This is a genomic window from Bradyrhizobium sp. (assembly GCF_036735945.1).
Lineage (GTDB): Bacteria > Pseudomonadota > Alphaproteobacteria > Rhizobiales > Xanthobacteraceae > Bradyrhizobium.
This window is the reverse complement of sequence record NZ_DAINNI010000071.1, coordinates 1-23457: the sequence shown is the minus strand read 5'-3', so window position 1 is coordinate 23457 and position 23457 is coordinate 1. Positions and strand designations below refer to the sequence as shown.

Annotated in this window: 27 protein-coding genes; 18 read left to right on the top strand and 9 right to left on the bottom strand. The window is 64.3% G+C overall.

Translation table 11 applies throughout. The features are described from left to right. Positions 1-63: 63 nt before the first annotated feature. From V7E26_RS20295 to V7E26_RS20285, 3 genes are all read right to left on the bottom strand, one after another. Positions 64-309 carry a tautomerase family protein gene (locus tag V7E26_RS20295; RefSeq protein WP_324419484.1) on the bottom strand — a complete coding sequence of 82 codons (246 nt, stop codon included), beginning with the start codon at positions 307-309 and terminating at the stop codon, positions 64-66. Positions 310-381: 72 nt separating this feature from the next. Next, a complete protein-coding gene (gene hisS, locus V7E26_RS20290) occupies positions 382-1800 on the bottom strand; it encodes a histidine--tRNA ligase (RefSeq protein WP_442893439.1) in 1419 nt (472 codons plus the stop codon). Between the two features lie 149 nt (positions 1801-1949). Next, positions 1950-3026, bottom strand: a complete 1077-nt coding sequence (locus V7E26_RS20285) for a branched-chain amino acid aminotransferase (protein ID WP_324419480.1) — start codon at positions 3024-3026, stop codon at positions 1950-1952. A 330-nt stretch (positions 3027-3356) separates the two neighbouring features. Here V7E26_RS20285 and V7E26_RS20280 point away from each other — a divergent pair, with 330 nt between their 5' ends. From V7E26_RS20280 to V7E26_RS20270, 3 genes are read left to right on the top strand one after another with little or no spacing between them, the layout of a single operon-like run. Then, positions 3357-3911 (top strand): MarR family winged helix-turn-helix transcriptional regulator, encoded by a 555-nt coding sequence (locus V7E26_RS20280; protein ID WP_324419492.1) that lies wholly within the window; start codon positions 3357-3359, stop codon positions 3909-3911. Then, positions 3908-4648, top strand: a complete 741-nt coding sequence (locus V7E26_RS20275; protein WP_324419477.1) for a response regulator transcription factor — start codon at positions 3908-3910, stop codon at positions 4646-4648. Before V7E26_RS20280 ends, V7E26_RS20275 begins: the two co-directional genes overlap by 4 nt. A gap of 7 nt (positions 4649-4655) precedes the next feature. Next, positions 4656-6041, top strand: a complete 1386-nt coding sequence (locus V7E26_RS20270; RefSeq protein WP_324419475.1) for an ATP-binding protein — start codon at positions 4656-4658, stop codon at positions 6039-6041. Positions 6042-6045: 4 nt separating this feature from the next. Here V7E26_RS20270 and V7E26_RS20265 read toward each other — a convergent pair whose 3' ends face one another. Next, a complete protein-coding gene (locus V7E26_RS20265) occupies positions 6046-6522 on the bottom strand; it encodes a DUF3617 domain-containing protein (RefSeq protein WP_324419490.1) in 477 nt (158 codons plus the stop codon). A 187-nt stretch (positions 6523-6709) separates the two neighbouring features. Continuing rightward, positions 6710-7030, bottom strand: a complete 321-nt coding sequence (locus V7E26_RS20260; protein ID WP_324419473.1) for a hypothetical protein — start codon at positions 7028-7030, stop codon at positions 6710-6712. A gap of 166 nt (positions 7031-7196) precedes the next feature. On the opposite strand from V7E26_RS20260, the gene V7E26_RS20255 reads away from it, so the two are divergent. The 4 genes from V7E26_RS20255 to V7E26_RS20240 all read left to right on the top strand — a co-directional run bounded on the left by V7E26_RS20255 (position 7197) and on the right by V7E26_RS20240 (position 9988). Further along, positions 7197-7658, top strand: coding sequence for a hypothetical protein (locus V7E26_RS20255; RefSeq protein WP_324419471.1), 462 nt, complete (start codon positions 7197-7199; stop codon positions 7656-7658). 161 nt (positions 7659-7819) lie between these two features. Beyond that, on the top strand, positions 7820-8434 hold the full coding sequence (locus V7E26_RS20250; protein WP_442893438.1) for a ribonuclease T2 family protein: 615 nt from the start codon (positions 7820-7822) through the stop codon (positions 8432-8434). Positions 8435-8658: 224 nt separating this feature from the next. After that, positions 8659-9519, top strand: a complete 861-nt coding sequence (locus V7E26_RS20245) for a 23S rRNA (adenine(2030)-N(6))-methyltransferase RlmJ (RefSeq protein ID WP_324419467.1) — start codon at positions 8659-8661, stop codon at positions 9517-9519. A gap of 253 nt (positions 9520-9772) precedes the next feature. Beyond that, on the top strand, positions 9773-9988 hold the full coding sequence (locus tag V7E26_RS20240) for a cold-shock protein (RefSeq protein WP_028350729.1): 216 nt from the start codon (positions 9773-9775) through the stop codon (positions 9986-9988). Positions 9989-10156: 168 nt separating this feature from the next. On the opposite strand, the gene V7E26_RS20235 is transcribed toward V7E26_RS20240, so the two are convergent. Then, a complete protein-coding gene (locus V7E26_RS20235) occupies positions 10157-10780 on the bottom strand; it encodes an outer membrane protein (protein ID WP_324419461.1) in 624 nt (207 codons plus the stop codon). 226 nt (positions 10781-11006) lie between these two features. On the opposite strand from V7E26_RS20235, the gene uvrC reads away from it, so the two are divergent. The 8 genes from uvrC to V7E26_RS20195 all read left to right on the top strand — a co-directional run bounded on the left by uvrC (position 11007) and on the right by V7E26_RS20195 (position 19634). Beyond that, positions 11007-13082, top strand: a complete 2076-nt coding sequence (gene uvrC, locus V7E26_RS20230) for an excinuclease ABC subunit UvrC (protein ID WP_324419459.1) — start codon at positions 11007-11009, stop codon at positions 13080-13082. 102 nt (positions 13083-13184) lie between these two features. Next, on the top strand, positions 13185-13799 hold the full coding sequence (gene pgsA / locus V7E26_RS20225; RefSeq protein WP_324419457.1) for a CDP-diacylglycerol--glycerol-3-phosphate 3-phosphatidyltransferase: 615 nt from the start codon (positions 13185-13187) through the stop codon (positions 13797-13799). After that, entirely contained in the window at positions 13796-14047 is a 252-nt protein-coding gene (gene moaD / locus V7E26_RS20220; RefSeq protein ID WP_324419455.1) for a molybdopterin converting factor subunit 1, read from the top strand. Before pgsA ends, moaD begins: the two co-directional genes overlap by 4 nt. 67 nt (positions 14048-14114) lie before the next feature. Next, on the top strand, positions 14115-14582 hold the full coding sequence (locus tag V7E26_RS20215) for a molybdenum cofactor biosynthesis protein MoaE (protein WP_324419453.1): 468 nt from the start codon (positions 14115-14117) through the stop codon (positions 14580-14582). Beyond that, positions 14582-15547 (top strand): 50S ribosomal protein L3 N(5)-glutamine methyltransferase, encoded by a 966-nt coding sequence (gene prmB / locus V7E26_RS20210; protein ID WP_324419451.1) that lies wholly within the window; start codon positions 14582-14584, stop codon positions 15545-15547. Before V7E26_RS20215 ends, prmB begins: the two co-directional genes overlap by 1 nt. 105 nt (positions 15548-15652) lie before the next feature. Beyond that, positions 15653-16999, top strand: a complete 1347-nt coding sequence (locus V7E26_RS20205; protein WP_324419449.1) for an aspartate aminotransferase family protein — start codon at positions 15653-15655, stop codon at positions 16997-16999. Between the two features lie 304 nt (positions 17000-17303). Then, entirely contained in the window at positions 17304-18764 is a 1461-nt protein-coding gene (locus V7E26_RS20200; RefSeq protein ID WP_324419448.1) for an EAL domain-containing protein, read from the top strand. A 15-nt stretch (positions 18765-18779) separates the two neighbouring features. Beyond that, on the top strand, positions 18780-19634 hold the full coding sequence (locus V7E26_RS20195; RefSeq protein WP_324419445.1) for a TIGR01459 family HAD-type hydrolase: 855 nt from the start codon (positions 18780-18782) through the stop codon (positions 19632-19634). A 96-nt stretch (positions 19635-19730) separates the two neighbouring features. Here V7E26_RS20195 and V7E26_RS20190 read toward each other — a convergent pair whose 3' ends face one another. After that, a complete protein-coding gene (locus tag V7E26_RS20190) occupies positions 19731-20126 on the bottom strand; it encodes a response regulator (RefSeq protein ID WP_324419443.1) in 396 nt (131 codons plus the stop codon). A 227-nt stretch (positions 20127-20353) separates the two neighbouring features. Here V7E26_RS20190 and V7E26_RS20185 point away from each other — a divergent pair, with 227 nt between their 5' ends. Then, positions 20354-21325, top strand: a complete 972-nt coding sequence (locus V7E26_RS20185) for a bifunctional riboflavin kinase/FAD synthetase (RefSeq protein ID WP_324419441.1) — start codon at positions 20354-20356, stop codon at positions 21323-21325. Beyond that, positions 21322-21876, top strand: a complete 555-nt coding sequence (locus tag V7E26_RS20180) for a sugar O-acetyltransferase (RefSeq protein WP_324419488.1) — start codon at positions 21322-21324, stop codon at positions 21874-21876. The genes V7E26_RS20185 and V7E26_RS20180 overlap by 4 nt, the downstream gene beginning before the upstream one ends. A 10-nt stretch (positions 21877-21886) precedes the next feature. Here V7E26_RS20180 and V7E26_RS20175 read toward each other — a convergent pair whose 3' ends face one another. After that, positions 21887-22327 carry an RES family NAD+ phosphorylase gene (locus V7E26_RS20175; RefSeq protein WP_324419439.1) on the bottom strand — a complete coding sequence of 147 codons (441 nt, stop codon included), beginning with the start codon at positions 22325-22327 and terminating at the stop codon, positions 21887-21889. 9 nt (positions 22328-22336) lie between these two features. Next, positions 22337-22738 (bottom strand): NepR family anti-sigma factor, encoded by a 402-nt coding sequence (locus V7E26_RS30065; RefSeq protein WP_442893437.1) that lies wholly within the window; start codon positions 22736-22738, stop codon positions 22337-22339. A 249-nt stretch (positions 22739-22987) separates the two neighbouring features. Between V7E26_RS30065 and V7E26_RS20160 the strand changes: the two genes are divergently transcribed. Further along, on the top strand, positions 22988-23457 hold a 470-nt coding region (locus V7E26_RS20160), incomplete at its 3' end, for a class I tRNA ligase family protein (RefSeq protein WP_324419437.1).

Below are 23457 nucleotides of genomic sequence, written 5' to 3'. Positions count from 1 at the left end.
GTCATTCCGCCGCAGCCAAGAAGTGTGCATCAGCTAGTGCGTTCGCAGGGACGACGATAGAAGCTACTTCTTCGCCGCAGCGGCGCGTTCGACGAAGGTCTTGCCGCCCTTCATCTTGTGGGCCAGCGGCGCTTCGTTGATCTGGATCACCACCGCATCGGCATCGACGCCGAGATTCTTCACCAGCGCCTGCGTGATGTCACGCATCATGCCGGCCTTCTGTTCGTCGGTGCGGCCAGCGGCCATGCTCACGGTGATCTCAGGCATTGCGGTCTCCCTTTTGCTCTTGCTTCTTCGGTAACCTGTCATTGCCGAACTTGACCGGCAATCCATCATTTTGAAGATGGATACGCGGGTCAAGCCCGCGTATGACGAAATCAGCTATCCCCACTTCACGTCATGGCGCGCCAGCACCTCGCGCACCCTGGCGACGATCTCGCTTTCGGCGCAGGAGAACTGCGCCGGACGGGTCTCCCGCCATTCCTGGTTCGAGGCGATGACGGCGGCCGCCTTCGCGCCCTCGATCAGATCCTTGATCTGGATTTCGCCGCGCGCCTTCTCGTCGGAGCCCTGGATGATCACGCAAGGCGAATTGCGGCGGTCGGCATATTTGAGCTGGTTGCCCATGTTCTTCGGATTGCCGAGATAAAGCTCGGCGCGGATGTTGGCGTTGCGAAGCTCCGCGACCATCTTCTGGTAGTCGGCGACGCGATCGCGGTCGAACACGGTGACGACGACGGGGCCGAAATCGGTGCGCGTGTCGAGCTTGCCCAGCATCGTCAGCGCGGCCTGCAGCCGCGACACGCCGATCGAAAATCCCGTCGCCGGCACCGGCTCGCCGCGGAAGCGCGAGACGAGGCCGTCATAGCGCCCGCCGCCGCCGACCGAACCGAAGCGCACGGGACGGCCCTTTTCGTCCTTGGTGTCGAGCAGGAGTTCGACCTCGTAGACGGGGCCGGTGTAATATTCGAGACCGCGCACGACGGAAGTGTCGATAAGGACGCGACCGTCGCCATAACCTGAAGCCATCGTAATATCAAAAATCTGGCTAAGTTCTTTCAGACCTTCGCTGCCAGATGTGCTGCCCTTTTCGTTAAAGACATTCTCGAGCCGTTGAAAAAAGCTCTTGTCATTTGCATCGGCGCCGCCATGCATGAAGGCAAAAACGGTCTCCGCGTCAGAGGCTGATATCCCGGCGCCTTTCGTGAAATCGCCGGATTCGTCCTTGCGACCCTCACCTAGCAATTCGCGCACACCCTGTTCGCCAAGGCGATCGAGCTTGTCGATCGCTCTTAACACCGTAAGCCGACGTCCTGCATTCTCTTCGCCGCCAAGCCCGATGCTCTCCATCACCCCATCAAGCACCTTGCGGTTGTTCACCTTCACCACATAGCTGCCACGGGGAATGCCGAGCGCTTCCATCGTATCCGCCGCCATCATGCACATCTCGGCATCCGCCGCCGGCGAGGCCGAGCCCACCGTATCGGCATCGAACTGCATGAACTGGCGGAAGCGGCCGGGACCGGGCTTCTCGTTGCGGAACACGTAGCCGAAGCGATAGGAGCGATACGGCTTCGGCAGCGCTTCGAAATTCTCCGCGACATAGCGCGCCAGCGGCGCGGTCAGGTCGTAGCGCAGCGATATCCACTGCTCGTCGTCGTCCTGGAACGAGAACACGCCCTCGTTCGGCCGGTCCTGGTCGGGCAGGAATTTGCCGAGCGCATCGGTGAACTCCATCGCCGGTGTTTCCACCGGCTCGAAGCCGTAGCGCTCATAGACCTCGCGGATCTTCTCGACCATCCGGCGCGTGGCCGCGATCGCGGCGGGTCCGCGATCTTCCAGCCCGCGCGGCAGCCGCGCCTTCAGCTTCTGTGGTTTTTTGGGTTTTTCGGCCATGGGCGGCTAGGTACCAGCCGAGGCGTGGCAGGGCAACCCGGCCCCGCCGCCGGTCACATGACCTTTCGGATCCAGTCGTGCGGGTCTTCCGCGCGACCGTACTGGATGTCGACCAACTGCTTGCGCAGGCCCATGGCGACCGGGCCGGCGACGCCGCCGCTGATCTGGAAATCGCCGCTCGCCGAACACACCTTGCCGATCGGCGAGATCACGGCGGCGGTGCCGCAGGCGAACGCCTCCTTCAGCTTTCCGCTCGCGGCGTCCTTGCGCCACTGCTCGATCGTATAGGGCTCCTGGCGCACGACGGCGCCGGAATCCCTGGCGAGCGCGATGATGGAATCGCGGGTGATACCCGGCAGGATGGTGCCGAGCGGCGGCGTCGAGAGCGAGCCGTCGTCGAACACGAAGAAGACGTTCATGCCGCCGAGCTCTTCGATATAGCGGCGCTCGACCGCATCGAGGAAGACGACCTGGTCGCAGCCATGCTCGATCGCCTCGGCCTGCGCGCGCAGGCTCGCCGCGTAGTTGCCGCCGCATTTGACCGCGCCGGTGCCGCCGACCGCGGCGCGCGTGTAGTGCTCCGACACCCAGATCGACACCGGCGCCGGTCCGCCCTTGAAATAGGAGCCGACGGGCGAAGCGATCACGGCGAAGATGTATTCCGCCGACGGCTTGACGCCGAGGAAGACCTCGCTCGCGATCATGAAGGGGCGCAGGTAGAGGCTGCCCTCGCCGCCGGGTATCCAGGCGCTGTCGATGCGGACCAGTTGCTCGACCGCTTCGATGAACAGATTCTCCGGCAGCGGCGCCATCGCCATGCGTTCCGCCGAATCCTTGAAGCGGCGGGCATTGGCGTCGGGACGGAAAAGGTTGACGCCGTTGTCGCGCTTGTAGGCCTTGAGGCCCTCGAAAATCTCCTGCGCGTAATGCAGCACGGCGGTGGCCGGATCGAGCGGGAAATTCGCGCGGGATTCGATCCGCGCGTCATGCCAGCCCTTGCCCTGGCTGTAGCGGATGATCGCCATGTGATCGGTGAAGACCCGGCCAAAACCGGGATCGGCGAGCTTTGCGGCGCGCTCCTTCTCGGAAACGGGGTTCGCCGCAGGATGGATTTCGAAATTCAAACTCATTCTCTTGCTTCCCGCTGCCGGAATCGGCGCAATATCTGGCCCCGGCATGCTGAGCCGGGCTTGCTGGCCTTGACAGGTCTGGACTTCGGCACCACCCGCCTCGCAGGCGGGCTTCCTGCGCCGTCATGTCCGTGAGGACATGCTTTTGCGGGATGCTGAAGTCCAGTATGTTTGCCGAAATGCCGCTCGACAATCGCACGGTAGTCCAATTGCAGCCGTTGCCGCTATCGCTAGCTTTTCCCGGCCGCCTGCCTCGTCTCCAAGTTCGAAACGACTTAAAGTTTCGTCGTGGCTGGTGGTTTTGTAACATTGAACCCAAGATATGTCAACATGACTGACATAAATTTCTCAAGGGGTGCTATCAGCCCCGATTCGCAGGAGTCTCCGGGCGCCTCCCCGGCCCCGCGCGCCGGCGAAATGCGCTGGGACATCATCGAGCTCCTGTTCTTCGCCTATCGCGATTTCGTAGGCGACGCCGACCACGAGCTCGAGGCTTTCGGATTCGGCCGCGCCCACCACCGGGTGATGCATTTCGTCTATCGCTACCCCGGCCTCAAGGTTGCCGACCTCCTGGACGTGCTCCGCATCACCAAGCAGTCGCTCGGGCGGGTGCTCAAGCAACTGCTTGACGAGGGCTACATCATCCAGAAGACCGGCAACAACGATCGCCGGCAGCGCCTTCTTTACGCCACCCCGAAGGGCGAAGCGTTGGTGGCGAAGCTCGCGGGGTTGCAGACCGATCGCATCACCCGCGCGTTGCGCGACATCAATCCCGAAGGCGCCGCGGCGATCAACCAGTTCTTGCGGGCGATGATCGATCGCGACGACCCGGATAAGGTGTTAGAGGCCATCTTCGGGATCGGCAGCAGGAAGCCAAGGGAGTGACCGTGGCGCAAGCAGCAACCATCGCGACAGCCACCGCACGCGCGCCGCGGCAACTCGCCGACGACGCACCGCATCTGCTCCTGGTCGACGACGACCGGCGCATCCGCGATCTGCTGTCGCGCTTCCTGTCCGGCGAGGGCTATCGCGTCACCACCGCATCGAGCGCGACCGACGCGCGTTCCAAGCTGCTCGGCCTGCACTTCGACCTTTTGATCCTCGACGTCATGATGCCCGGCGAAACCGGCTTCGATCTGGCGCGGTTCATCCGCACCTCCTCCTCGGTGCCGATCATCATGCTGACGGCGCGCCATGAAGCGGAAGCACGGATCGAGGGCCTGCAGATCGGCGCCGACGATTATGTCGCAAAGCCGTTCGAGCCGCGCGAACTGGTGCTGCGGATCGGCAATATCCTGAAGCGCTCCGCCCCGCCGCCGGTCGAAGCCCTGGAGCAGATCGCGTTCGGTCCTTACATGTTCCACCTCGATCGCGGCGAGTTGCGCCAGGGCGAGGAGATCATTCACCTCACCGACCGCGAGCGTGAAATGCTGCGCATTCTCGCCACCAGCCCCGGCGAAACCGTGCCGCGCGCGGCGCTGACGGGCGGCGGTACGGTGAATGAGCGCGCCGTCGACGTGCAGATCAACCGCCTGCGCCGCAAGATCGAACAGGATCCCGCCAATCCGCTGTTCCTGCAGGCGGTGCGCGGCATCGGCTACCGCCTGGTAGCGTCGCCCTGAGCCGGCCATGAGCACGCTCGACACCGGCCTGACGTTCATTCGCAATGCCTCGCAGCGCGTGTCCAGGGCCAATGGCTGGATGGGCAACGCGTTCAAGGGCTGGATGCCGACCGGTCTCTATGCTCGCGCCCTGCTGATCATGATCGTGCCGATGGTGATCCTGCAGACGGTGGTCGCGTTCGTATTCATGGAGCGGCACTGGAATACGGTGACGCGGCGGCTGTCAGCCGCCGTGGTGCAGGACATCGCCAGCCTGATCGACGTCTACAAGGCCTTTCCGCAGGACAAGGATCGCGCCCAGCTCCGCCGCATCGGACAGCGGCTGCAGCTCGTGGTCGATTTCCTTCCCGTCGGCGACATGCCGCAGCCCGGGCCCAAACCGTTCTTCTCGCTGCTCGACCAGACGCTCTCGGTGCAGCTTGGCCGCCAGATCGGCCGACCGTTCTGGATCGACACCGTCGGCAAGTCCAACCTGGTCGAAATCCGCATCCAGCTCGACGATGCCGTGATGCGCGTGTTCGCGCAACGCAGCGCCGCCTATGCCTCCAATTCGGAAATCTTCATCTTCTGGATGCTCGGCACCTCCTCGATCCTGCTGATCGTCGCGGTGCTGTTCCTGCGCAACCAGATCAGGCCGATCCTGCGGCTGTCGGAGGCGGCCGAAAGTTTCGGCAAGGGCCGCGAGGTGCCGAATTTCCGGCCGCGCGGCGCGCGCGAGGTGCGGCAGGCGGCCCAGGCGTTCCTGGAGATGAAGGCGCGCGTCGAACGCTCGATCGATCAGCGCACCGCGATGCTGGCCGGCGTCAGCCACGATTTGCGCACCATCCTGACCCGCTTCAAGCTCGAGCTCGCGCTGATCGGCGACAGCCCGGAAGTCGACGGCATGCGCAAGGATGTCGACGAAATGTCCGGCATGCTGGAGGCCTATCTCGCCTTCGCGCGCGGCGACAGCGGCGAGGTGGCACAGCCGACCGACATGACGATGGCGCTGGAGGAATTGCGCAGCGACGCCGAACGCCACGGCCATACCGCGACGGTGACGTTCCACGGCCTGCCCGTCGTGACGGTGAAGCCGGCCTCGTTCAAGCGCTGCATCGCCAACCTCGTCTCCAATGCGGCGCGCTACGCCAGGACCGTCGCCATCACCGGCCACCGCGATCACCGCTATCTGACGGTGACGGTGGACGATGACGGCCCAGGCATTCCCGTCAACATGCGCGAGGAAGTGTTCAAGCCGTTCCTGCGGCTCGACGATGCCCGCAACCAGGATGAAGGCGGCACGGGCCTGGGCCTCGCCATCGCCCGCGACATCGCCCGCTCGCACGGCGGCGACATCACGCTCGGCGACAGCCCCATGGGCGGGTTGCGCGCGGCCGTCAGGGTGCCGGTGTAATCAGCTATTTCTTCGGGATCAGCGCCTTCAGCTTTTCCATGTCCTTGACGTTCATCTTCATGCCGCCGGGCATCATGATGTCGCCGGCCTTCTGATCGGCCTTGCAGGCGCCGAGCCATTTGGCCTCGATCGTCGTCGCGGTGTCGCGCGCGGCGCCGGCCATGCCGCCCTCGCTGTGCGAGGTCGACTTCACCGTATAGGCGGAGTTGAAGTCGCCGTTAATCTCGGCATGTGTCTTGATCGTCATGCCGGCGACGCCGCAGACGGAATCGGTGACATAGCCTGTCGCGGTCTTCTGGATGTCCTGCTTCGAGCAGATATCCTTGGTCATCGGCGAGAACGTGGTGCTCATGTCCTTGTCGGTGGTCTCGTCGGTGCATTGCTGCATCGTCATCTCCGGCGACGGGGACCCGGCGCGCACCACCTTCATCTCCCACAGGCCCGCCTTGCGTACCGGCAGTTCGACCGCACCCGCGCTCATTGGCGCCAAGGGAAGCAACAAGGCAAGCAACACGGCAAACAGGACGGCGGCCGACCAAGACCCGAAAAGCAGTCGTCTCATGCGTGGGCTCCCGCTGAATTTTTCAATCATCGTGTTTCGCGCCACGTGAACACACGTCTGGCGTGGCGAAAACATGTCCAACCGTGGAGGGGCCGGCGGGACGCGCTCAGTAGAGCGTGCGCAGCGGGCGCTCGGCGGCGCCATAGGGCACCCAGCGGCAGGCAAAGGAAACATAGCCGCCGTAATTGGGCTGCACGCCGAGGAATTTCACCACCTTGCCGTAGCGGGCGCAGTGATCGACGGCGAGCTGACGGGCATCGGCCTGCATCGCGAGCGGATAGGCGATGATGCCGCCGGTGTCATTGCCCTTCATCGGCGGCACCGTGTCGATATCAAACCACTGCGCCTGCGCCGGCGCGCCCGCCAGCATCCCGCCCGTGACGACCAGGCCCATGGCAATCAGGCTCGTGGCCAGAATTCTTCGCATCGCAGACTCCATTTCGCTCAAGGCGCACCATAGTGTGCGCCGACGGCCGTGAAAAGAATGGGTTGGAGCACGGGGCAGACTTGGCTGTCAGGTGTTGCCGCGCTGCACTTGACCTTGTCAGGCCTTCGCGGCACCGTCCCCTGCATTGGCTCACCGGCGGATTCCCATGCGCAACCTGTTCACATCCTTGAGAGCACTCGGCCCGACGACGGCGGCGCTCGCCCTGCTCGTCTCCAGCCATGCCGCCCAGGCCGCCAACCCGCTGGAACTGAATTTCTGGCTTTCCGGCCCGCGCTATGAGGGCCGCGTGGCCGAATGCGAGCGTGCGCTGCCGGTCATCGCAACGCAGTTCCGGGAGAAGGAAGGCAAGTTCTGGAATTCGGCGCTGGCGATTACCGGCTTCGGACGGATCCATGAGACCGCGTTCCGGCCCTGGCAGTCCGACAATATTCCGCGCCGCTTCTGCAGCGGCGACGTCATGCTGAGCGACGGCAAGATGCGTACCGTGCACTACTCGATCATCGAGGACGGCGGCTTTGCCGGCTACGGCCAGGGCGTCGAATGGTGCGTGACCGGGCTTGACCGGAACTGGGCGTATGCCCCGGCCTGCAGGGCAGCCCGGCCCTGATTTTGTTTCCGGTCCGTGCTGCGGCATTGGAATTTTGTTCTTGAAATGTTCCGGCTCTCTGCTAGGCTTGCGGTAGTCGAGTAGAGGGGCGTCCGATGCACCCATCCGGTATTCTTTCGCGGCTTTTGATTTCACTGGCGCTGGTTGTCACCTTGGCCGGAATGGCGGAGGCGCAGGACCGCCGCCAGAACGCCCCGGGCGAGTTCGATTTCTATGTCCTCGCCCTGTCCTGGTCGCCCTCGTTCTGCGAGGCTGCGGCTGAGCGCGGCAACCGCGGGCGCTCGCAGACCCAGTGCAGCCGCCCCTATTCCTTCGTGGTCCACGGCCTGTGGCCGCAATATGAGCGCGGCTTTCCCGAATATTGCCAGCGGCCGTCGCCGCGGCTCGATCGCAACATCATGACCTCGATGCTGGATCTGATGCCGGCGCCCGGCCTGATCTTCAACGAATGGGACAAGCACGGCACCTGTTCAGGCCTCGGCGCCCGCGGCTATTTCGAGAACATCCGCAAGGCGCGTGCGGCGGTGAAGATACCCGAGGAATTCCTGCAACTGGCGGAAGAAAAGACCATCGCCCCCGGCGATCTCGAAGCGGCCTTCATCAGGGTCAACGCGGGCCTCAGCCCGTCGGCGATCTCGGTGACCTGCACGAGCCGGCGCCTGAGCGAGGTTCGGATCTGCCTGAGCAAGGACATGCAATTCCGCGCCTGTGAGGAGAACGACCGCCGCGCCTGCCGGCGCGATGAGGTGGTCATGCCGCCGGTGCGGGGCGGCTGACGATTAGCTCCCACCTTTCCTGTTGCGCAGACGGTGCGAAGCCGTCGGCGTTCCCGGTCATCCACGTCTTTATCGTCATCTGCAAGACACGTGGATGGCCGGGATATCGATACCCGACCTCGGCCGTTCAGCGCTGATCCTTCCGGGTGCGTTTGCAGGCGCGACAAGCCCGCTTCCGACGCGTAGAAGACGGTACGTTATCTGCCAGCGGTCAGCCGATTGCCATGAACTACCGACACGCCTTTCACGCCGGCGGCTTTGCCGATGTCATCAAGCACATCGTGCTGGTGCGGATGCTGACCTATCTGCAGGAGAAGCCGGCCGCGTTTCGCGTCATCGACACCCATGCCGGCGCCGGGCGCTACGACCTCACCGGCGAGGAGGCCCGCCGCGGCGGCGAATGGCTGACCGGCATCGCGCGGATGATGCAGGCGCGGTTTTCGGAAAACGCGCTGCCGCTGGTGACCCCCTATCTCGACATCGTCAGGGCCTTCAACTCGCCAGGCAAGCTTGACGTCTATCCCGGCTCACCCCTGATCGCCCGCGCGCTGCTGCGGCCGCAGGACCGCCTGACGGCCTGCGAGATCGAGCCCGGCGCCCGCAAGCAACTGATCGACGCATTGCGCCGCGACAGCCAGGCGCGGGTGGTCGATCTCGACGGCTGGACCGCACTGCCGGCCTTCGTGCCACCCAACGAGCGGCGCGGCCTGGTGCTGATCGATCCCGCGTTCGAGGAAAAGGACGAATTCGAACGGCTGGCGGACGGGTTCGCCGAGGCCTATGCGAAATGGCCGACCGGCAGCTATGTGATCTGGTACCCCGTAAAGAGCCGGCGCGCGACCGATACACTGGCGCGCCTCGTCGCCGGCGCTGCCGCGGCCAGCAAGCCGGCGGGCAAATGCCTGCGGCTCGAATTCAGCGTCGCGCCGCAGGAGGCAGGCGGCCCCCTCGCCTCCACCGGCCTCCTGATCGTCAATCCGCCATGGACGCTGGCGAGTGACCTGAAGACAATTCTGCCCGAACTCGAAAAGCCGCTCGGCCAGGGCGGGGCCGGCCGCTTCAGGCTGGAGGCGCCCAAGCCCTGACGAGGCCGTGATTATTGCGAATCTCCGTAGGCAATTGGAACCAAACCGTACTATGCTCAGCCCATTGGGACTGGCTTTACGTTCCGCTTCCGCGAATGGTTGCGGCGGAGTGATCAAGGCCGAATAATAATCCAGTCGGTCGGCGGCTTAGATCCGAACGGCTGAGGTGGCCAAGCTTCCGGCAGCGAATGTCCGGTCAGCCGATACGCGAATTGCGCGTGGCGGTGGAGCAATACGGGGGAGGAGTTTCCCGATGGCCATGACTGGAACAGTCAAGTTCTTCAATGGAGAACGCGGCTACGGCTTCATCAAGCCCGATGATGGCGGCCGCGATGTGTTCGTGCACATCACCGCCGTCGAGCGGGCCGGATTGAAGGATTTGACAGAAGGACAGCGCATTACATTCGAGGTTGAACCGGACAAGAAGGGCAAAGGCCCGAAGGCCGTCAACCTGGTTATTTCATCGTGAGTTGACGCTCGCGTTAATGCGGACTGATTTCCTGCTGTGAAGATTGCGCCGGGCAGCATCGCCTCCCGAGCATCCGGGCTGCGCTGGGCCTGCATGATTTCGGCTGGAGACAAAAAATCCCGGCGGCTTGCGGCCGCCGGGGAGATGGTAACCGACAGTTTTTTGTTCTCAGAAGCGATAGTTTATGCCGGCCCGGATCAGGCCGAACCGGTACCCGTTCGACGCACCTGTAACGACGAAGTTGCTGTTGGCCAGATCGACATAGAGATATTCGATCTTGGCGCTCCAATGCTGATCGATGCCCATCTCGGCGCCGGCGCCCAGCGTCCAGCCTGCATTGGTGTGCGACTCGGTCAGGCCGAACGTCGTGGCGCGCAGTTCACCGAATGCAAGACCGCCGGTGCCGAAGAACATGACATTGTTGAAGGCGTAGCCGACGCGGCCGCGAACCGTGCCGAACCAGGGATTGGAAAATTTCCACGGCGCGAAGGTTTCTTCGGCGGCGGTCGCCTGGATGTCGCCTTCGAGGCCGAACACGAACGATCCGCTCTGCCAATTGTAGCCGGCCTGGACGCCGCCGACGAAGCCGGACGGCTTGGCCGGATTGTTCGCGACCGAGCCCCAGGCGTAACCGAGATTGACGCCGAGATAGGGACGGGCCCAGCTATCGGAACGGTACAGCGTGTCGGGGACGGTCAGGGGCGCGCCCGAGCCGTAGAAGTCGGCCGCCTTTGCCGACGTGGTCAGGCCTGCAGCGCTCAAGACCAGCGCGGCCACGGCGAACCTGCTCATCACGCAACTCCACGCAACTGCCGCGACCGCCGGGCAACAGACCGGCCTGGTTACGGAACTCCACTCTTTTCGATAAGATTTATCGAGAGTTTTAAGTTAAAGGGTTGTTAAGCCGGGTTACTGCCGGCTCATCATTCTTAACAACGCCTTACCGGGCTTCCTTCATCCAGCATGGAGTGCGCTCCAGGCGCTGGCGATGCCGCCTTGCACCGCTTAATTTAGACCCATGGATCACGATTCTACCGACCACCCGACCCCCCCGCGGAAAGAGCGCCGGGGTTCCCAGCCGGATGTGCCGCAGGACCTGACCGCCGCCGATGTCGATCCCGCCACGGCAGCCGCCGAGGAGGACGAGGAAGCGCGCCTGCCTGATACCCCCGAGGAGCCCATCGAGGCGATCGCGGAGGGCCCGCTGGCGGTCGGTCATGCGGCGATCGAAAACGCGGTGCGGCTGGCGCCGACCTCGCCCGGCGTCTACCGCATGCTCAATGCCGCGGGCGACGTGCTGTATGTCGGCAAGGCCAAAAGCGTCCGCAAACGGCTTGCGTCCTACGCGCGGGCCAACGCGCCGCTGCCGGCGCGCATCCTGCGGATGATCGCGGCAACGGTAACCGTCGAGATCGTCTCCACCACGACCGAGACCGAAGCGCTGCTGCTCGAAGCCAATTTGATCAAGCAGCTCAGGCCGCGCTTCAACGTGCAACTTCGCGACGACAAGTCGTTTCCCTATATCCTCATCACCGGCGACCATTGGGCGCCGCAGATCCTCAAGCATCGCGGCGCGCAAACCAGGCCCGGGCGATATTTCGGGCCGTTCGCCTCCGCCGGCGCCGTCAACCGCACGATCACCGCGCTGCAACGCGCCTTCCTGATCCGCTCCTGCACCGACGGGTTCTTCGAAAGCCGCACGCGGCCGTGCCTGCTCTACCAGATCCGCCGCTGCTCCGGCCCCTGCACCCGCGAGATCGATTTCCCCGGCTATACCGAGCTGGTGCGCGAGGCGAGCGACTTCCTCTCCGGCCGCAGCCATGCCGTGAAGGGCCTGCTTGCCACCGAGATGGAGAAGGCCTCGAACGAGCTCGAATTCGAGACCGCCGCGCTCTACCGCGACCGCCTCGCCGCGCTGTCGGCGATCCAGTCGCAGCAGGGCATCAACCCGCGCACGGTGGAAGAGGCCGACGTGTTCGCCATTCATCAGGAAGGCGGCTATTCCTGCGTGGAAGTGTTCTTCTTCCGCACCGGCCAGAACTGGGGCAACCGCGCCTACTTCCCGCGCGCCGAGAAGTCGTTCACGCCGGAGGAAGTGCTGGCCTCGTTCCTCGCGCAGTTCTACGACGACAAGCCGCCGCCGAAACTGATCCTGCTGTCGCATGAGATCGAGGAAAGCGCGCTGCTGGCAGACGCGCTTTGTGTCAAGGCCGGCTACAAGGTCGAAATCTCCGTGCCGAAGCGCGGCGAGAAAAAGGAACTGGTCACGCACGCCTTGACCAATGCGCGCGAGGCGCTCGGCCGCAAGCTCGCCGACACCGCAACACAGAGCCGTCTGCTGGAATCCATGGCCGCCACGCTCGGGCTGCTGCACACGCCCAAGCGCATCGAGGTCTACGACAACAGCCATATCCAGGGCACCAACGCCGTCGGCGCGATGATCGTGGCTGGGCCGGATGGCTTCATCAAGAACCAGTACCGCAAGTTCAACATCAAGTCCGAGGGACTGACGCCGGGCGACGACTACGCGATGATGCGCGAGGTACTGGAGCGGCGCTTCAAGCGGCTCCTGAAACCGCCGGACGGCGACGCAGCCCAGGGAAAACCAGGCGCGAAGGCCGACGATGACTCGTTTCCGCAATGGCCAGACCTCGTCATCATCGACGGCGGCCGCGGCCAGCTCAACGCGGTCAGGGAGATCTTCACCACGCTCGGCCTGACGCAGGTCTCGCTGCTGGCGGTGGCCAAGGGTCCGGACCGCGACGCCGGCCGCGAAACCCTGTTCATGCCGGACCGCGAGGCCATCAAGCTCGAACCGCGCGATCCCGTGCTTTATTTCATCCAGCGGCTGCGCGACGAGGCGCATCGCTTCGTGATCGGCTCGCACCGCAAGCTGCGCAAAAAGGACATCAGGGAAGCCGGCCTGCAGGAAATCCCGGGCATCGGCCCGTCACGCAAACGTGCCTTGCTGCACCATTTCGGAACGCTGAAGGAGATCGAGCGGGCCTCGATCGCGGACCTCGGCAAGGTTCCCGGCGTAAGCGCCGAAAGCGCCCGCAAGATATTCGAGTTTTTCCATGCACAGCCGGGGTAAGGGGACCTAGATCCGGAAAGCATGTCATTTGGGCGTCGCCTGCGACAGATGATCTAGGCCCGCACGGTTGACCTTCACGTTCCAGCGGTATTGGTAGGACGGATGAACATCGCAACGACCAGGGGACAGACCAAAAGCCTGTCCCTGCCGAATATCCTGACCTACGCGCGCATCGCCGCCATTCCGGTGGTGGTCGGCTGCATTTACTGGCAATCCATCATGGATGGCCCGCTGTGGCTGCGCTGGGTGGCGCTGGCGGTCTTTCTCGGTGCCGCAGTCACCGACTATCTCGATGGCTACTATGCACGAATCTGGGATCAGCAATCGGCATTCGGCCGGATGCTCGATCCGATCGCCGACAAGCTGCTGGTAGCATCCTGCCTCCTGATGCTTGCGGCTGACGGCAGCATCAATCGCTGGACGCTGTGGGCGGCGTTCGTGATCCTGTGCCGCGAAATCCTGGTTTCGGGTCTGCGCGAATACCTCGCCGCGTTGCGGGTCAGCGTACCGGTGACCCAGCTGGCGAAATGGAAGACGACGGTGCAACTGGTGGCAATTGGCTTCCTGATCGCCGGCGAGGCCGGCGAAGCGATACTGCCCTGGACCACGCTGCTCGGCATCATCCTGTTGTGGATCTCGGCGCTTGTCACGATCTACACCGGCTGGGACTATTTCCGCGCCGGCATCCATCACCTCATCAAGGAGGATGAGGGATGAAGCTCAAATATTTCGCCTGGGTGCGCGAGCGGATCGGCGTGGCGGAGGAAACCGTCGAGCCGCCGGCCGACGTGCGCACGGTGGATGACCTGATCGGCTGGCTCTCCAGCCGCGGTGACGCCTATGCCTATGCTTTCGAAAAGCCCAAGGTGATCCGCGCCGCGATCGACCACGCCCATGTCAGGCCGGATGCGGCGATATCGGGCGCGCGCGAGATAGCATTCTTCCCGCCGATGACCGGCGGTTGACAAAGCGTTTTCGGGCGAAGCGGGTACCGGTTCGCGTCAACAGAACGCGTGAAGAAGAAGATGATCGATGTCCGTCACGGCGACCATTCGCATCCAGGAAGATGATTTCGACGCAGCGCGCGAGATCGCGGCGCTCGCCAATGGCCGCACCGACATCGGCGCGGTCGTCACCTTCAGCGGCATCTGCCGCGGCAGCGAGAACGGCGCGCCGATCGCCGCATTGACGCTCGAGCATTATCCGGGCATGGCGGAGGCCGAGATTGCCCGTCACGCCGACGAGGCGCTGTCACGCTGGCCGCTGCAGGGGCTCACCATCATTCACCGGTTCGGCCGGATCGCGCCGGGCGCGAACATCGTGCTTGTCGTGACCGCCTCGGCGCATCGCCAGGCGGCCTTTGAAGCAGCGGAATTCCTGATGGATTACCTGAAGACCAGCGCGCCGTTCTGGAAGCGCGAGGAAAGCCAAAAAGGCACGAGCTGGATCGAGGCGCGCGACCATGACGACGCGGCCGCCGCGCGCTGGACCAGGTCCTGATGGCCAAAGCCAGGAAAGCGGCGGCGAAGCGCGGCGCCGGCGCAGCAAAACTCCCGAAGGTCGGTACGGGCGAATTGCTGACGCTGCTCGACTTCGTCCGCTACGCCGCCAGCCGATTCACCGAAGCCGGACTGGTGTTCGCCCACGGCACCACCGACCCGGTAGCGGAAGCGGCCTTCATCGTCTGCGAGGCGCTGCACCTGCATCCCGACCAGTTCGAGGCCTTCGCAACCGCGCGCGTCACATCGGCAGAAGGCAAAAAGATTCTCGACCTGATCGCGCGCCGCGTCACGACGCGAAAGCCCGCCGCCTATCTCGTCAACAAGATCTACATGCGCGGCCTGCCGTTCTATGTCGACGAGCGCACCATCGTGCCGCGCTCCTTCATCGGCGAACTGCTCGACGATCATTTCGGCGGCGATGACGACGACGAGGCCGGCTCGCTGATCTCGGACCCGCTAGCGGTGGAAAGCGTGCTCGACCTCTGCACCGGCTCCGGCTGCCTTGCCATTCTGGCCAGCCGGAATTTTCCGAATGCCGAAATCGACGCGGTGGACATTTCAAAGGACGCGCTCGAAGTCGCCGCGCGCAATGTCGGCGATTATGGCCTGCAGGACCGCATCACGCTGTATCGCGGCGACCTGTTCAAGCCGCTTGGCGGCAAACGCTATAACCTCATCATTTCCAATCCGCCCTATGTCGACGCGGAGGGCATGGCCGGCCTGCCGCGCGAATGCCGCGCCGAGCCGAAACTTGCCTTCGACGGCGGCGCCGACGGGATCGACATTGTCCGCCGTATCCTCGATGCGTCAGCCGCGCACCTGACGCCGCAGGGCGGGCTGTTATGCGAGGTCGGCCGCTGCCGCCCGCAGCTCGAGGATGCCTATCCGGAATTGCCGCTGCTTTGGCTCGACACCGAGGCTTCCGAGGGCGAAGTATTCTGGATCGCCGGCGCCGACCTCTGAAGTAGATAAGTTGCGCGGAAATATCACGGCGCGACGGCGTTCCCGCTGGGCGGCGAAACTGATAGTTTGGCGTCAGCCCAACGTCCCAAACAAAGAGGCCGCCCCATGCTGGACAAGAGCCCCCGCCCGACCCCCGTCAACGTTCCGAACGATCTCGCCGCGCACTGGATGCCGTTCACCGCGAACCGGGCATTCAAGAAGAATCCGCGGCTGCTCGCCGGCGCCAAGGACATGCATTACTTCACCGTCGACGGCCGCAAACTGATCGACGCCGCCGCGGGCATGTGGTGCACCAACGCCGGCCACGGCCGCACCCAGATTTCGGAAGCCATCGCCAGGATGGCCGCGACGCTGGACTATGCACCGCCGTTCCAGTTCGGCATTCCGCAGGCGTTCGAGCTTGCCAGCCGTATCGCCGAGCTGGCGCCTGAAGGCCTCGATCACGTCTTCTTCTGCAACTCCGGCTCGGAGGCGGCGGATACCGCGCTGAAGATCGCGCTCGCCTATCACCAGATCAGCGGCCAGGGCGGCCGCTCGCGCCTGATCGGCCGCGTCCGCGGCTATCACGGCGTCGGCTTCGGCGGCACCTCGGTCGGCGGCATCGTCGGCAACCGCAAGATCTTCGGATCGCTGTTGTCGGGCGTCGATCATCTGCCGGCGACCTACGACCGCGAGAAGCAGGCGTTCACCAAGGGCGAGCCGGAATATGGCGTGCATTTCGCCGATGCGCTGGAGGACCTCGTCAACCTGCACGGCGCCAACACCATCGCCGCCGTGATCGTGGAGCCGATGGCAGGCTCGACCGGCGTGCTGGCGCCGCCGAAGGGCTATCTCAAGCGGCTGCGCGAGATCACCCAGAAGCACGGCATCCTCCTGATCTTCGACGAGGTGATCACCGGCTTCGGCAGGCTCGGCTTCGCCTTTGCCGCCGAGCGCTACGGCGTGCTGCCCGACATGATCACCTTCGCCAAGGGCATCACCAATGGCGCCGCCCCGATGGGCGGTGTGCTGGTGCGCGACACCATCCATGACGCCTTCATGACCGGGCCCGAGCACGTGGCCGAGCTGACCCACGGCTATACCTATTCGGCGCATCCGCTGGCCTGCGCCGCGGGCCTTGCCACGCTCGACATTTACCGCGACGAGAAGCTGTTCGAGCGGGCCAACAAGCTGGAGCCGAAGTTCGCCGATGCGGTGATGTCGCTGAAGGGCCTGCCCAATGTCATCGATATCCGCACCATTGGTTTGACCGCCGGCATCGATCTGGCGCCGTCGGCGGACGGGGCGGGCAGGCGCGGCTTTGCCGGGCTCAACAGCGCCTTCCACGACAATGACATCATGCTCCGCGCCGTCGGCGACACGCTGGCGCTGACCCCGCCGCTGATCGTCACCGAGGAGCAGATCGGCGAGATCGTGGACAAGGTGGGCAAGGTGATCCGCGCGGTCGCGTAGGCGCCGGCATTTGCGCTCGTGTCCCGGCCTAGTGCCGGGACCCATTGCGCCACACCCGGGTTGCCGACTTAGGTCCCGGCTCTGCGGAGCAGCGTTTCACGCCGCACCGCGTCCGGGACACAGGACAGCAAATGCGTCGGATAACGTTTCCTGTTCCGACCGTGTCCAAACAACACTAGCCCTGCGAATCAACATTGATGTTAAGGTCGCTGCGCTTGGGGAGCGCAGACCGGACCGTGCCTGAAACTTCCGTGTTTTCCCGGGTGGGTGAAGACAGTTCGGACCTGAAGGCGTAGCGCGCGACATGATTCGCATCTCGACGATTTTCATCGCCATCTGCATGGTGCTGGTCGCAGCCTCGCTCGGCCTTGCTGTGCACGCGGTGGCCGGATTCAGCGGAACCGAATCCGCCATCGTCGCCCTGACCGCGCTGACCTTCCTGATCCTCTACAACGCGGTGTCGATGCGGCTGCGCGACCGCTCCGACGTCGGCGGCCAGATCGCCGATCTTTCCCGCGGCACCGCGGATCTCGCCCGCCAGGTCGCCGAGTTCGGCCGCAGGCTCGCCGCCATCGAGGGCCGCGTGGTGTCGGCCAACTCGGCGAGCTCCGACCGCATCCAGGCCGTTGTCGGCGAAATCAGCGAGCTTGGCGTGCTGGTCAAGCAACTGGCCGTCTCGGTGGCGAGCCATGAGGATCTGCTGGCCGCCGGCGCCGCGGCGGCCGCGGCCCCTCCTCCCGCCGCCAGGCCGGCCCCCGAACCGTGGCATGAACCGGCACCAGCCGCCGTGCAGCAAGCGCCTGTTGCCCGGCCCGCGCCGGTCATGACGTCAGCCCCGGCTGCGGTTGCCGTGGAAGCGGCACCTCGCCCCCAGCCGCAACTGCTCGCCGCGGTAAAAAACGCCATCGAGGAAAGCCGGCTCGACATCTACCTGCAGCCGATGGTGACGCTGCCGCAGCGCAAGGTGCGCTTCTACGAGGCGGTGACGCGGCTGCGCGACGACAAGGATCAGATCATCGCCGCCGATGATTTCATCGCAACCGCCGAAGCCGGCGGGCTGATCGGCAAGATCGACCACATGGTGATGCTGCGCTGTATCCAGGTTCTGCGCCGCCTGATGGTACGCAACAAGGATGTCGGCGTGTTCTGCAACGTCTCGGCGGCGACGCTGGCCAACCCCGCCAATTTCGCGCAGTGCCTCGACTTCCTCGAGGCCAACCGGGCGCTGGCGCCGTCCTTCGTGCTCGAATTCAAGCAGGCGATGTTCCGCCGCCTCGGTCCGATCGAGGTCGAGCACCTCGCCGCGCTGTCGCAGCGCGGCTACCGTTTCTCGATCGATCACGTCACCGATCTCAGGATCGAGCCGCGCGAGCTGGCCGACCGCGGCGTCCGTTTCATCAAGGTGCCGGCGGCGCTGCTGCTCGATCCGAAGCAGAGTTCGGCCTCGGACATCCACCCGTCCGACCTTTCCGACCTGCTCGGCCGTTTCGGCATCGACCTGATCGCCGAGAGGATCGAGGGCGAGCGCGCGGTGGTCGACCTGCTCGACTATGACGTGCGCTTCGGCCAGGGCTTCCTGTTTGCGCCGCCGCGGCCGTTGCGGCCGGAGGGGGCATCTGCTACCGGCGGGGCCACCCCTACCAACGAATTCGGCAATCCCAATGGCTTCAGTAATCCCGTTCCCATGGCAAGCCCGGCCGCAGAGCCGACGAAGCGGGCGACCGGCAATGCCGCATTGGCGCGCCGTGCCGCGGGCCCGGGCTGACAGGCCCGGAAGATCATGACCTCACTGCGGTTCGCCGAACGGCTGCGCGACCTCGTCGACGGCGTCGAGGTGGTCCTGTCCGACATCTGGGGCGTGGTGCACAACGGGCTGGAGTCCTTCCCCGACGCCTGCGAGGCGCTTCACACCTGCCGCCAGCGCGGCAGTACCGTCATCCTGATCACCAACGCGCCGCGGCCGGCCGATTCCGTGCAGCGCCAGTTGCGCAAGCTTGGCGTCGCCGACGAAACCTACGACGCCATCGTCAGTTCAGGCGACCTGACGCGGAATTTCGTCGCCGACCACCCGGGCAAGAAGATGTTCTGGCTCGGTCCGGAGCGCGACTCCTCGATCTATCGCGGGCTCGACGCGGTGATGGCGCCGCTGGAGCAGGCCGACTACATCGTCTGCACCGGCCTGTTCGACGACGAAACCGAGACGCCGGAAGACTACCGCGCGATGATGCTGCAGGCGCGCGAGCACAAGCTGCCGCTGATTTGCGCCAACCCCGATATCGTCGTCGAGCGCGGTGACCGCCTGATCTATTGCGCCGGCGCGATTGCCGAGCTCTATCGCGAGCTCGGCGGCGAGGCGATCTTCTACGGCAAGCCGCACCGGCCGATCTATGAACGCGCCATGGCGCTCGCCGCCGAGCGCCGCGGCCAGCCGACACCGCTCGACCGCGTGCTGGCGATCGGCGATTCCGTGCGCACCGACCTCACCGGCGCGCACGGCTTCGGGATCGACTGTCTGTTCCTGACCCGCGGCATCCATTCCGAGGAATTCGAGGGCATCGAGCAGCTCGACCCGGCCTCGGTGAAGGAACTGTTCGGCCACCCGCCGCGGGCGCTGATGCGCGAGTTGCGGTGGTAAGTCGGCGGCAACCGCCAGGCACGCCGCTCCAGACACGCGAATGCCCGGGACCAGCCCGGGCATGACGGAAATTCCAGGAAACCCGGAGGGAGCGGCTTACGCCGTTTCCATGTCCGGGAACACCGCTTCGATCTTGGTCTTCAGCGTCGCCGCGTTGAACGGCTTGACGATATAATTGTTCACACCGGCCTTCTTGGCGGCGATCACGTTCTCGGTCTTGGATTCGGCCGTGATCATGATGAAGGGCGTGGTGGCGAGGTTGGGGTCGGCGCGGACTTCCTTGAGCAGGTCGTAGCCGGTCATCGGCTCCATGTTCCAGTCGGAGATCACGAGCCCGTATTTCTTGTTGCGCATCTTGTCCAGCGCCATCGAACCATCGCTGGCGTCGTCGATGTTATCGAAGCCGAGCTGTTTCAAAAGATTACGGATGATGCGGATCATGGTGCTGTAGTCATCGACCACCAGAACCGGCATGGACAAATCAACCGCCATCTTTTCCCCCGCTCAACGCTGACGCCACAAATTATCGACAAGCCTGCGCGACCCGCAGTCCTTCCCCCACCTGTAGCATCAGCCATTAAACAGCGCGTAAACGGGCGGAGCCGGATTGCAACTGTCTGGGGTACCCCCTCGCCGCTTGACTTGGGAGGGGGGCCCGCGCCACGGTCCGGCCGCGTTCACCGTCCCCGCGCCTTTCGAATTCCTGAAGAATCCCTGAAATGACAACTGGTTTTACCGTTATCCGAGATACCACCCCTGCCGCCGATATCCCCCGCGGGGCCGTGGTCGCCATGGGCAATTTCGACGGCGTCCATCTGGGCCACCGGGCCGTCATCGAGGCTGCCATGCGGATGGGCCGCGCCCACGGCAAGCCGGCGCTTGCGGTCACTTTCGAGCCGCATCCGCGCAGCTTTTTCAGCCCGAACAGCCCCCAGTTCCGCCTCTCCGACGAGACCAACAAGCTGCGGCTCCTGGCCGGGACCGGGCTCGCCGGCGCTGTGGTCATGACATTCGACAAGGCCCGGGCCGGGACCTCGGCGCAAGACTTCATTCACCATGACCTGATCGGACGGCTCGGCATCAGCGGGATTGCCGTCGGCTATGACTTTCATTTCGGCAAGGGTCGGGCCGGCTCGCCGAGCCTTCTGGTCAGCGAGGGACCGCGGCTCGGCATCGTGGTCGACGTCCAGCCCCATGTCGATATCGAGGAGCGGCCGGTGTCCTCCAGCGCGATCCGCATGGCGCTGGCGGAGGGCCAGATCGACGAAGCCACCACCATGCTGGGCGGCCCGTGGTTCGTGAGCGGCGAGGTGATCCACGGCGAGAAGCGCGGCCGCGATCTCGGCTATCCCACCGCCAATATCCGCCTCGACAAGAATTGCAGCCTCAAGCATGGCATCTACGCGGTGCGGATCGGCCGCGGTGCCGAGCGGCTGGACGGCGTGGCGAGCTTCGGCCGCCGGCCGACCTTCGACAACGGCGCGCCGCTGCTGGAAGTGTTCCTGTTCGACTTCAAGGGCGACCTTTATGGAACCGTGCTCGACGTCGCCTTCATCAGTTTCATCCGCGACGAACTTAAATTCGACTCGATCGACGCGTTGATCGGGCAGATGGATGACGACAGCGCGCGCGCCCGCGCCCGGCTGGCCGCGGCGCCGGACGCATTCCCGAATCTCGGAGCGATCGACTGAGCAGGACCGAAAAGCAGAAGATGCTGGCGGGCGAATTCTATCGCCCCGGCGATGACGAACTGCAGGCGGATGCCGCAGCCAACATGGCCTGGCTGGCGCGCTACAATGCGACGATAGCTGCTCCCGTGGCCGAACGTCACGCGCTGCTGTCGGCGCATTTCGGCCGCGTCGGCGCCAGCGCCGTGATCCGTCCGCCGTTCTTTTGCGACTATGGCTACAACATTCAGCTCGGCGACGAGGTGTTTCTCAACTTCAACTGCGTCATCCTCGACGTGGTCGAGGTCGTGATCGGTGACCGCACCCAGATCGGACCGGCGACGCAAATCTACGCCGCCGACCACCCGCGCGACGCCGAAACACGGAAGACCGGCCTCGAATTCGGTCGCCCGGTGCGGATCGGCAGCGACGTCTGGATCGGCGGCGGCGCCATCATCCTGCCCGGCGTCACGATCGGCGGCGGCGCCGTGATCGGCGCCGGCAGCGTGGTCACGCGCGACGTCGCTGCGGGTATCACAGTGGCCGGAAATCCGGCCCGGCCGCGCGTCGCTTGAGCGCTTCTTTTCACGGGAGCAACCGAGGATCGAACGGTGCCTTGATAGCCTCCGCGACGACAACTCTTGCGCTGTCGGGATGCTCGGGATTGAAAAGGTAGTTGGTGCCTGTCGCGCTGATTGCCGACGGCACCCGCAATAGGGCGCTCGCTCCGCGATCCAGCCATCGATCTCCTATGTCTCTGCTTGTCAACGTCTGCTCACGCCAGTCTGGCGGCAGTTCGGCGTCGATGGCTTCAACGGCGATGTCGTCAGGAGCCACGACCCGCAACAATTGATAGTTGGCCGGAAACAGGTCGCGATCCATGTGGACCAGCATCTCCAGCAGCGCGCTCGATTCATGGTCGGCAAGGTAGACGATACGTCTACCCTGCGAGTGCCATCGCCCCGCGGCCATCAAGCCCCCGATCCCGGAAAGATCAGCGTAGTTCGAAATCCGCCAGAACTCCATGTCGAGGGCTCAGGTGAAAATTCCGTGGTCGATCCGTTCGAGCAATTCGCGGACCACGGAGGTGCCCAGTTCATCCTTCAGGAGATCGGCTGGCTTCTGTCCCGAGAGGGAAGCATTGGACCGCTGCAGCCAAGTCTCGGCCTTTTGCTCATCGCCGAAGACCCGGTCTGCGAGCGTCTTGATCTCAAGCACCCTGATCAGGTTTCCAGATGGATCCGTCTTTCCAGACTGACTATCTGGCCCCTCCAGTTTGCGAATAAGTTCGGCAAAGCGATCCGGAACACCCTGCCTACTGACATCGTCGTACATTGACCTGAGCTGGTGCCCGATCCTCGAGTGTATTTCGGGCCCATCGCCTTGACGGCGAAGGTCCTTTAACCTCTCGTAAATTTCAGATGGCTTGGCACTCATGGATTCTCTCCGGTAATCAATAGATTAGTATCCCCGGAGAAATCCGCAACACCGATTGATTCGGGAGCTCGCCCTTTGCGATTTTCCCGGCCCCCTGCTATGGAAAGCCCCATGTTTGCGCGGCGCACCATCAGCATTAGGGGCCCGGCTTCCGCCTGAGCTTTCGCTCGGCGCAAGACCGGGATTTTCCTGTCTCAGCCGCTCTTCCCCAGCGTTTCAGCGCCGTTCACGAGCCAAACCAGAGCATTCATGTCCCAAGAGCCGCAAAAGTCCGACGCACCTGACTATTCGAAAACCCTGTTCCTGCCGCAGACGGAATTCCCGATGCGCGCCGGCCTGCCGCAACGCGAGCCGGAGATCCTCAAATACTGGAACGAGATCGACCTCTACGGAAAGCTGCGCGAGGGCGCGAACGGCCGCGCCAAATTCGTGCTGCATGACGGCCCGCCCTATGCCAACGGCAACATCCATATCGGGCACGCCCTGAACAAGATCCTCAAGGACGTGGTGACCAAGAGCCAGCAAATGCTCGGCTTCGATTCCAACTACGTGCCGGGCTGGGACTGTCACGGCCTGCCGATCGAATGGAAGATCGAGGAAGAGAACTACCGCTCCAAGGGCAAGCCGAAACCGGACTTCCGCGACTCCACCGCGATGGTGGCGTTCCGCAAGGAGTGCCGCGCCTATGCGACGCACTGGCTCAACGTGCAGCGCGAGGA

Excerpts from the sequence above, each read along its gene's own strand:
- V7E26_RS20295 (WP_324419484.1), bottom strand. The coding sequence starts at position 309 with ATGACAGGTTACCGAAGAAGCAAGAGCAAAAGGGAGACCGCAATGCCT.
- hisS (WP_442893439.1), bottom strand. The coding sequence starts at position 1,800 with ATGGTCGAGAAGATCCGCGAGGTCTATGAGCGCTACGGCTTCGAGCCG.
- V7E26_RS20285 (WP_324419480.1), bottom strand. The coding sequence starts at position 3,026 with ATGAGTTTGAATTTCGAAATCCATCCTGCGGCGAACCCCGTTTCCGAG.
- V7E26_RS20280 (WP_324419492.1), top strand. The coding sequence starts at position 3,357 with ATGACTGACATAAATTTCTCAAGGGGTGCTATCAGCCCCGATTCGCAG.
- V7E26_RS20270 (WP_324419475.1), top strand. The coding sequence starts at position 4,656 with ATGAGCACGCTCGACACCGGCCTGACGTTCATTCGCAATGCCTCGCAG.
- V7E26_RS20265 (WP_324419490.1), bottom strand. The coding sequence starts at position 6,522 with ATGAGCGCGGGTGCGGTCGAACTGCCGGTACGCAAGGCGGGCCTGTGG.
- V7E26_RS20260 (WP_324419473.1), bottom strand. The coding sequence starts at position 7,030 with ATGCGAAGAATTCTGGCCACGAGCCTGATTGCCATGGGCCTGGTCGTC.
- V7E26_RS20255 (WP_324419471.1), top strand. The coding sequence starts at position 7,197 with ATGCGCAACCTGTTCACATCCTTGAGAGCACTCGGCCCGACGACGGCG.
- V7E26_RS20250 (WP_442893438.1), top strand. The coding sequence starts at position 7,820 with ATGGCGGAGGCGCAGGACCGCCGCCAGAACGCCCCGGGCGAGTTCGAT.
- V7E26_RS20245 (WP_324419467.1), top strand. The coding sequence starts at position 8,659 with ATGAACTACCGACACGCCTTTCACGCCGGCGGCTTTGCCGATGTCATC.
- V7E26_RS20240 (WP_028350729.1), top strand. The coding sequence starts at position 9,773 with ATGGCCATGACTGGAACAGTCAAGTTCTTCAATGGAGAACGCGGCTAC.
- V7E26_RS20235 (WP_324419461.1), bottom strand. The coding sequence starts at position 10,780 with ATGAGCAGGTTCGCCGTGGCCGCGCTGGTCTTGAGCGCTGCAGGCCTG.
- uvrC (WP_324419459.1), top strand. The coding sequence starts at position 11,007 with ATGGATCACGATTCTACCGACCACCCGACCCCCCCGCGGAAAGAGCGC.
- pgsA (WP_324419457.1), top strand. The coding sequence starts at position 13,185 with ATGAACATCGCAACGACCAGGGGACAGACCAAAAGCCTGTCCCTGCCG.
- moaD (WP_324419455.1), top strand. The coding sequence starts at position 13,796 with ATGAAGCTCAAATATTTCGCCTGGGTGCGCGAGCGGATCGGCGTGGCG.
- V7E26_RS20215 (WP_324419453.1), top strand. The coding sequence starts at position 14,115 with ATGTCCGTCACGGCGACCATTCGCATCCAGGAAGATGATTTCGACGCA.
- prmB (WP_324419451.1), top strand. The coding sequence starts at position 14,582 with ATGGCCAAAGCCAGGAAAGCGGCGGCGAAGCGCGGCGCCGGCGCAGCA.
- V7E26_RS20205 (WP_324419449.1), top strand. The coding sequence starts at position 15,653 with ATGCTGGACAAGAGCCCCCGCCCGACCCCCGTCAACGTTCCGAACGAT.
- V7E26_RS20200 (WP_324419448.1), top strand. The coding sequence starts at position 17,304 with ATGATTCGCATCTCGACGATTTTCATCGCCATCTGCATGGTGCTGGTC.
- V7E26_RS20195 (WP_324419445.1), top strand. The coding sequence starts at position 18,780 with ATGACCTCACTGCGGTTCGCCGAACGGCTGCGCGACCTCGTCGACGGC.
- V7E26_RS20190 (WP_324419443.1), bottom strand. The coding sequence starts at position 20,126 with ATGGCGGTTGATTTGTCCATGCCGGTTCTGGTGGTCGATGACTACAGC.
- V7E26_RS20185 (WP_324419441.1), top strand. The coding sequence starts at position 20,354 with ATGACAACTGGTTTTACCGTTATCCGAGATACCACCCCTGCCGCCGAT.
- V7E26_RS20175 (WP_324419439.1), bottom strand. The coding sequence starts at position 22,327 with ATGGAGTTCTGGCGGATTTCGAACTACGCTGATCTTTCCGGGATCGGG.
- V7E26_RS30065 (WP_442893437.1), bottom strand. The coding sequence starts at position 22,738 with ATGAGTGCCAAGCCATCTGAAATTTACGAGAGGTTAAAGGACCTTCGC.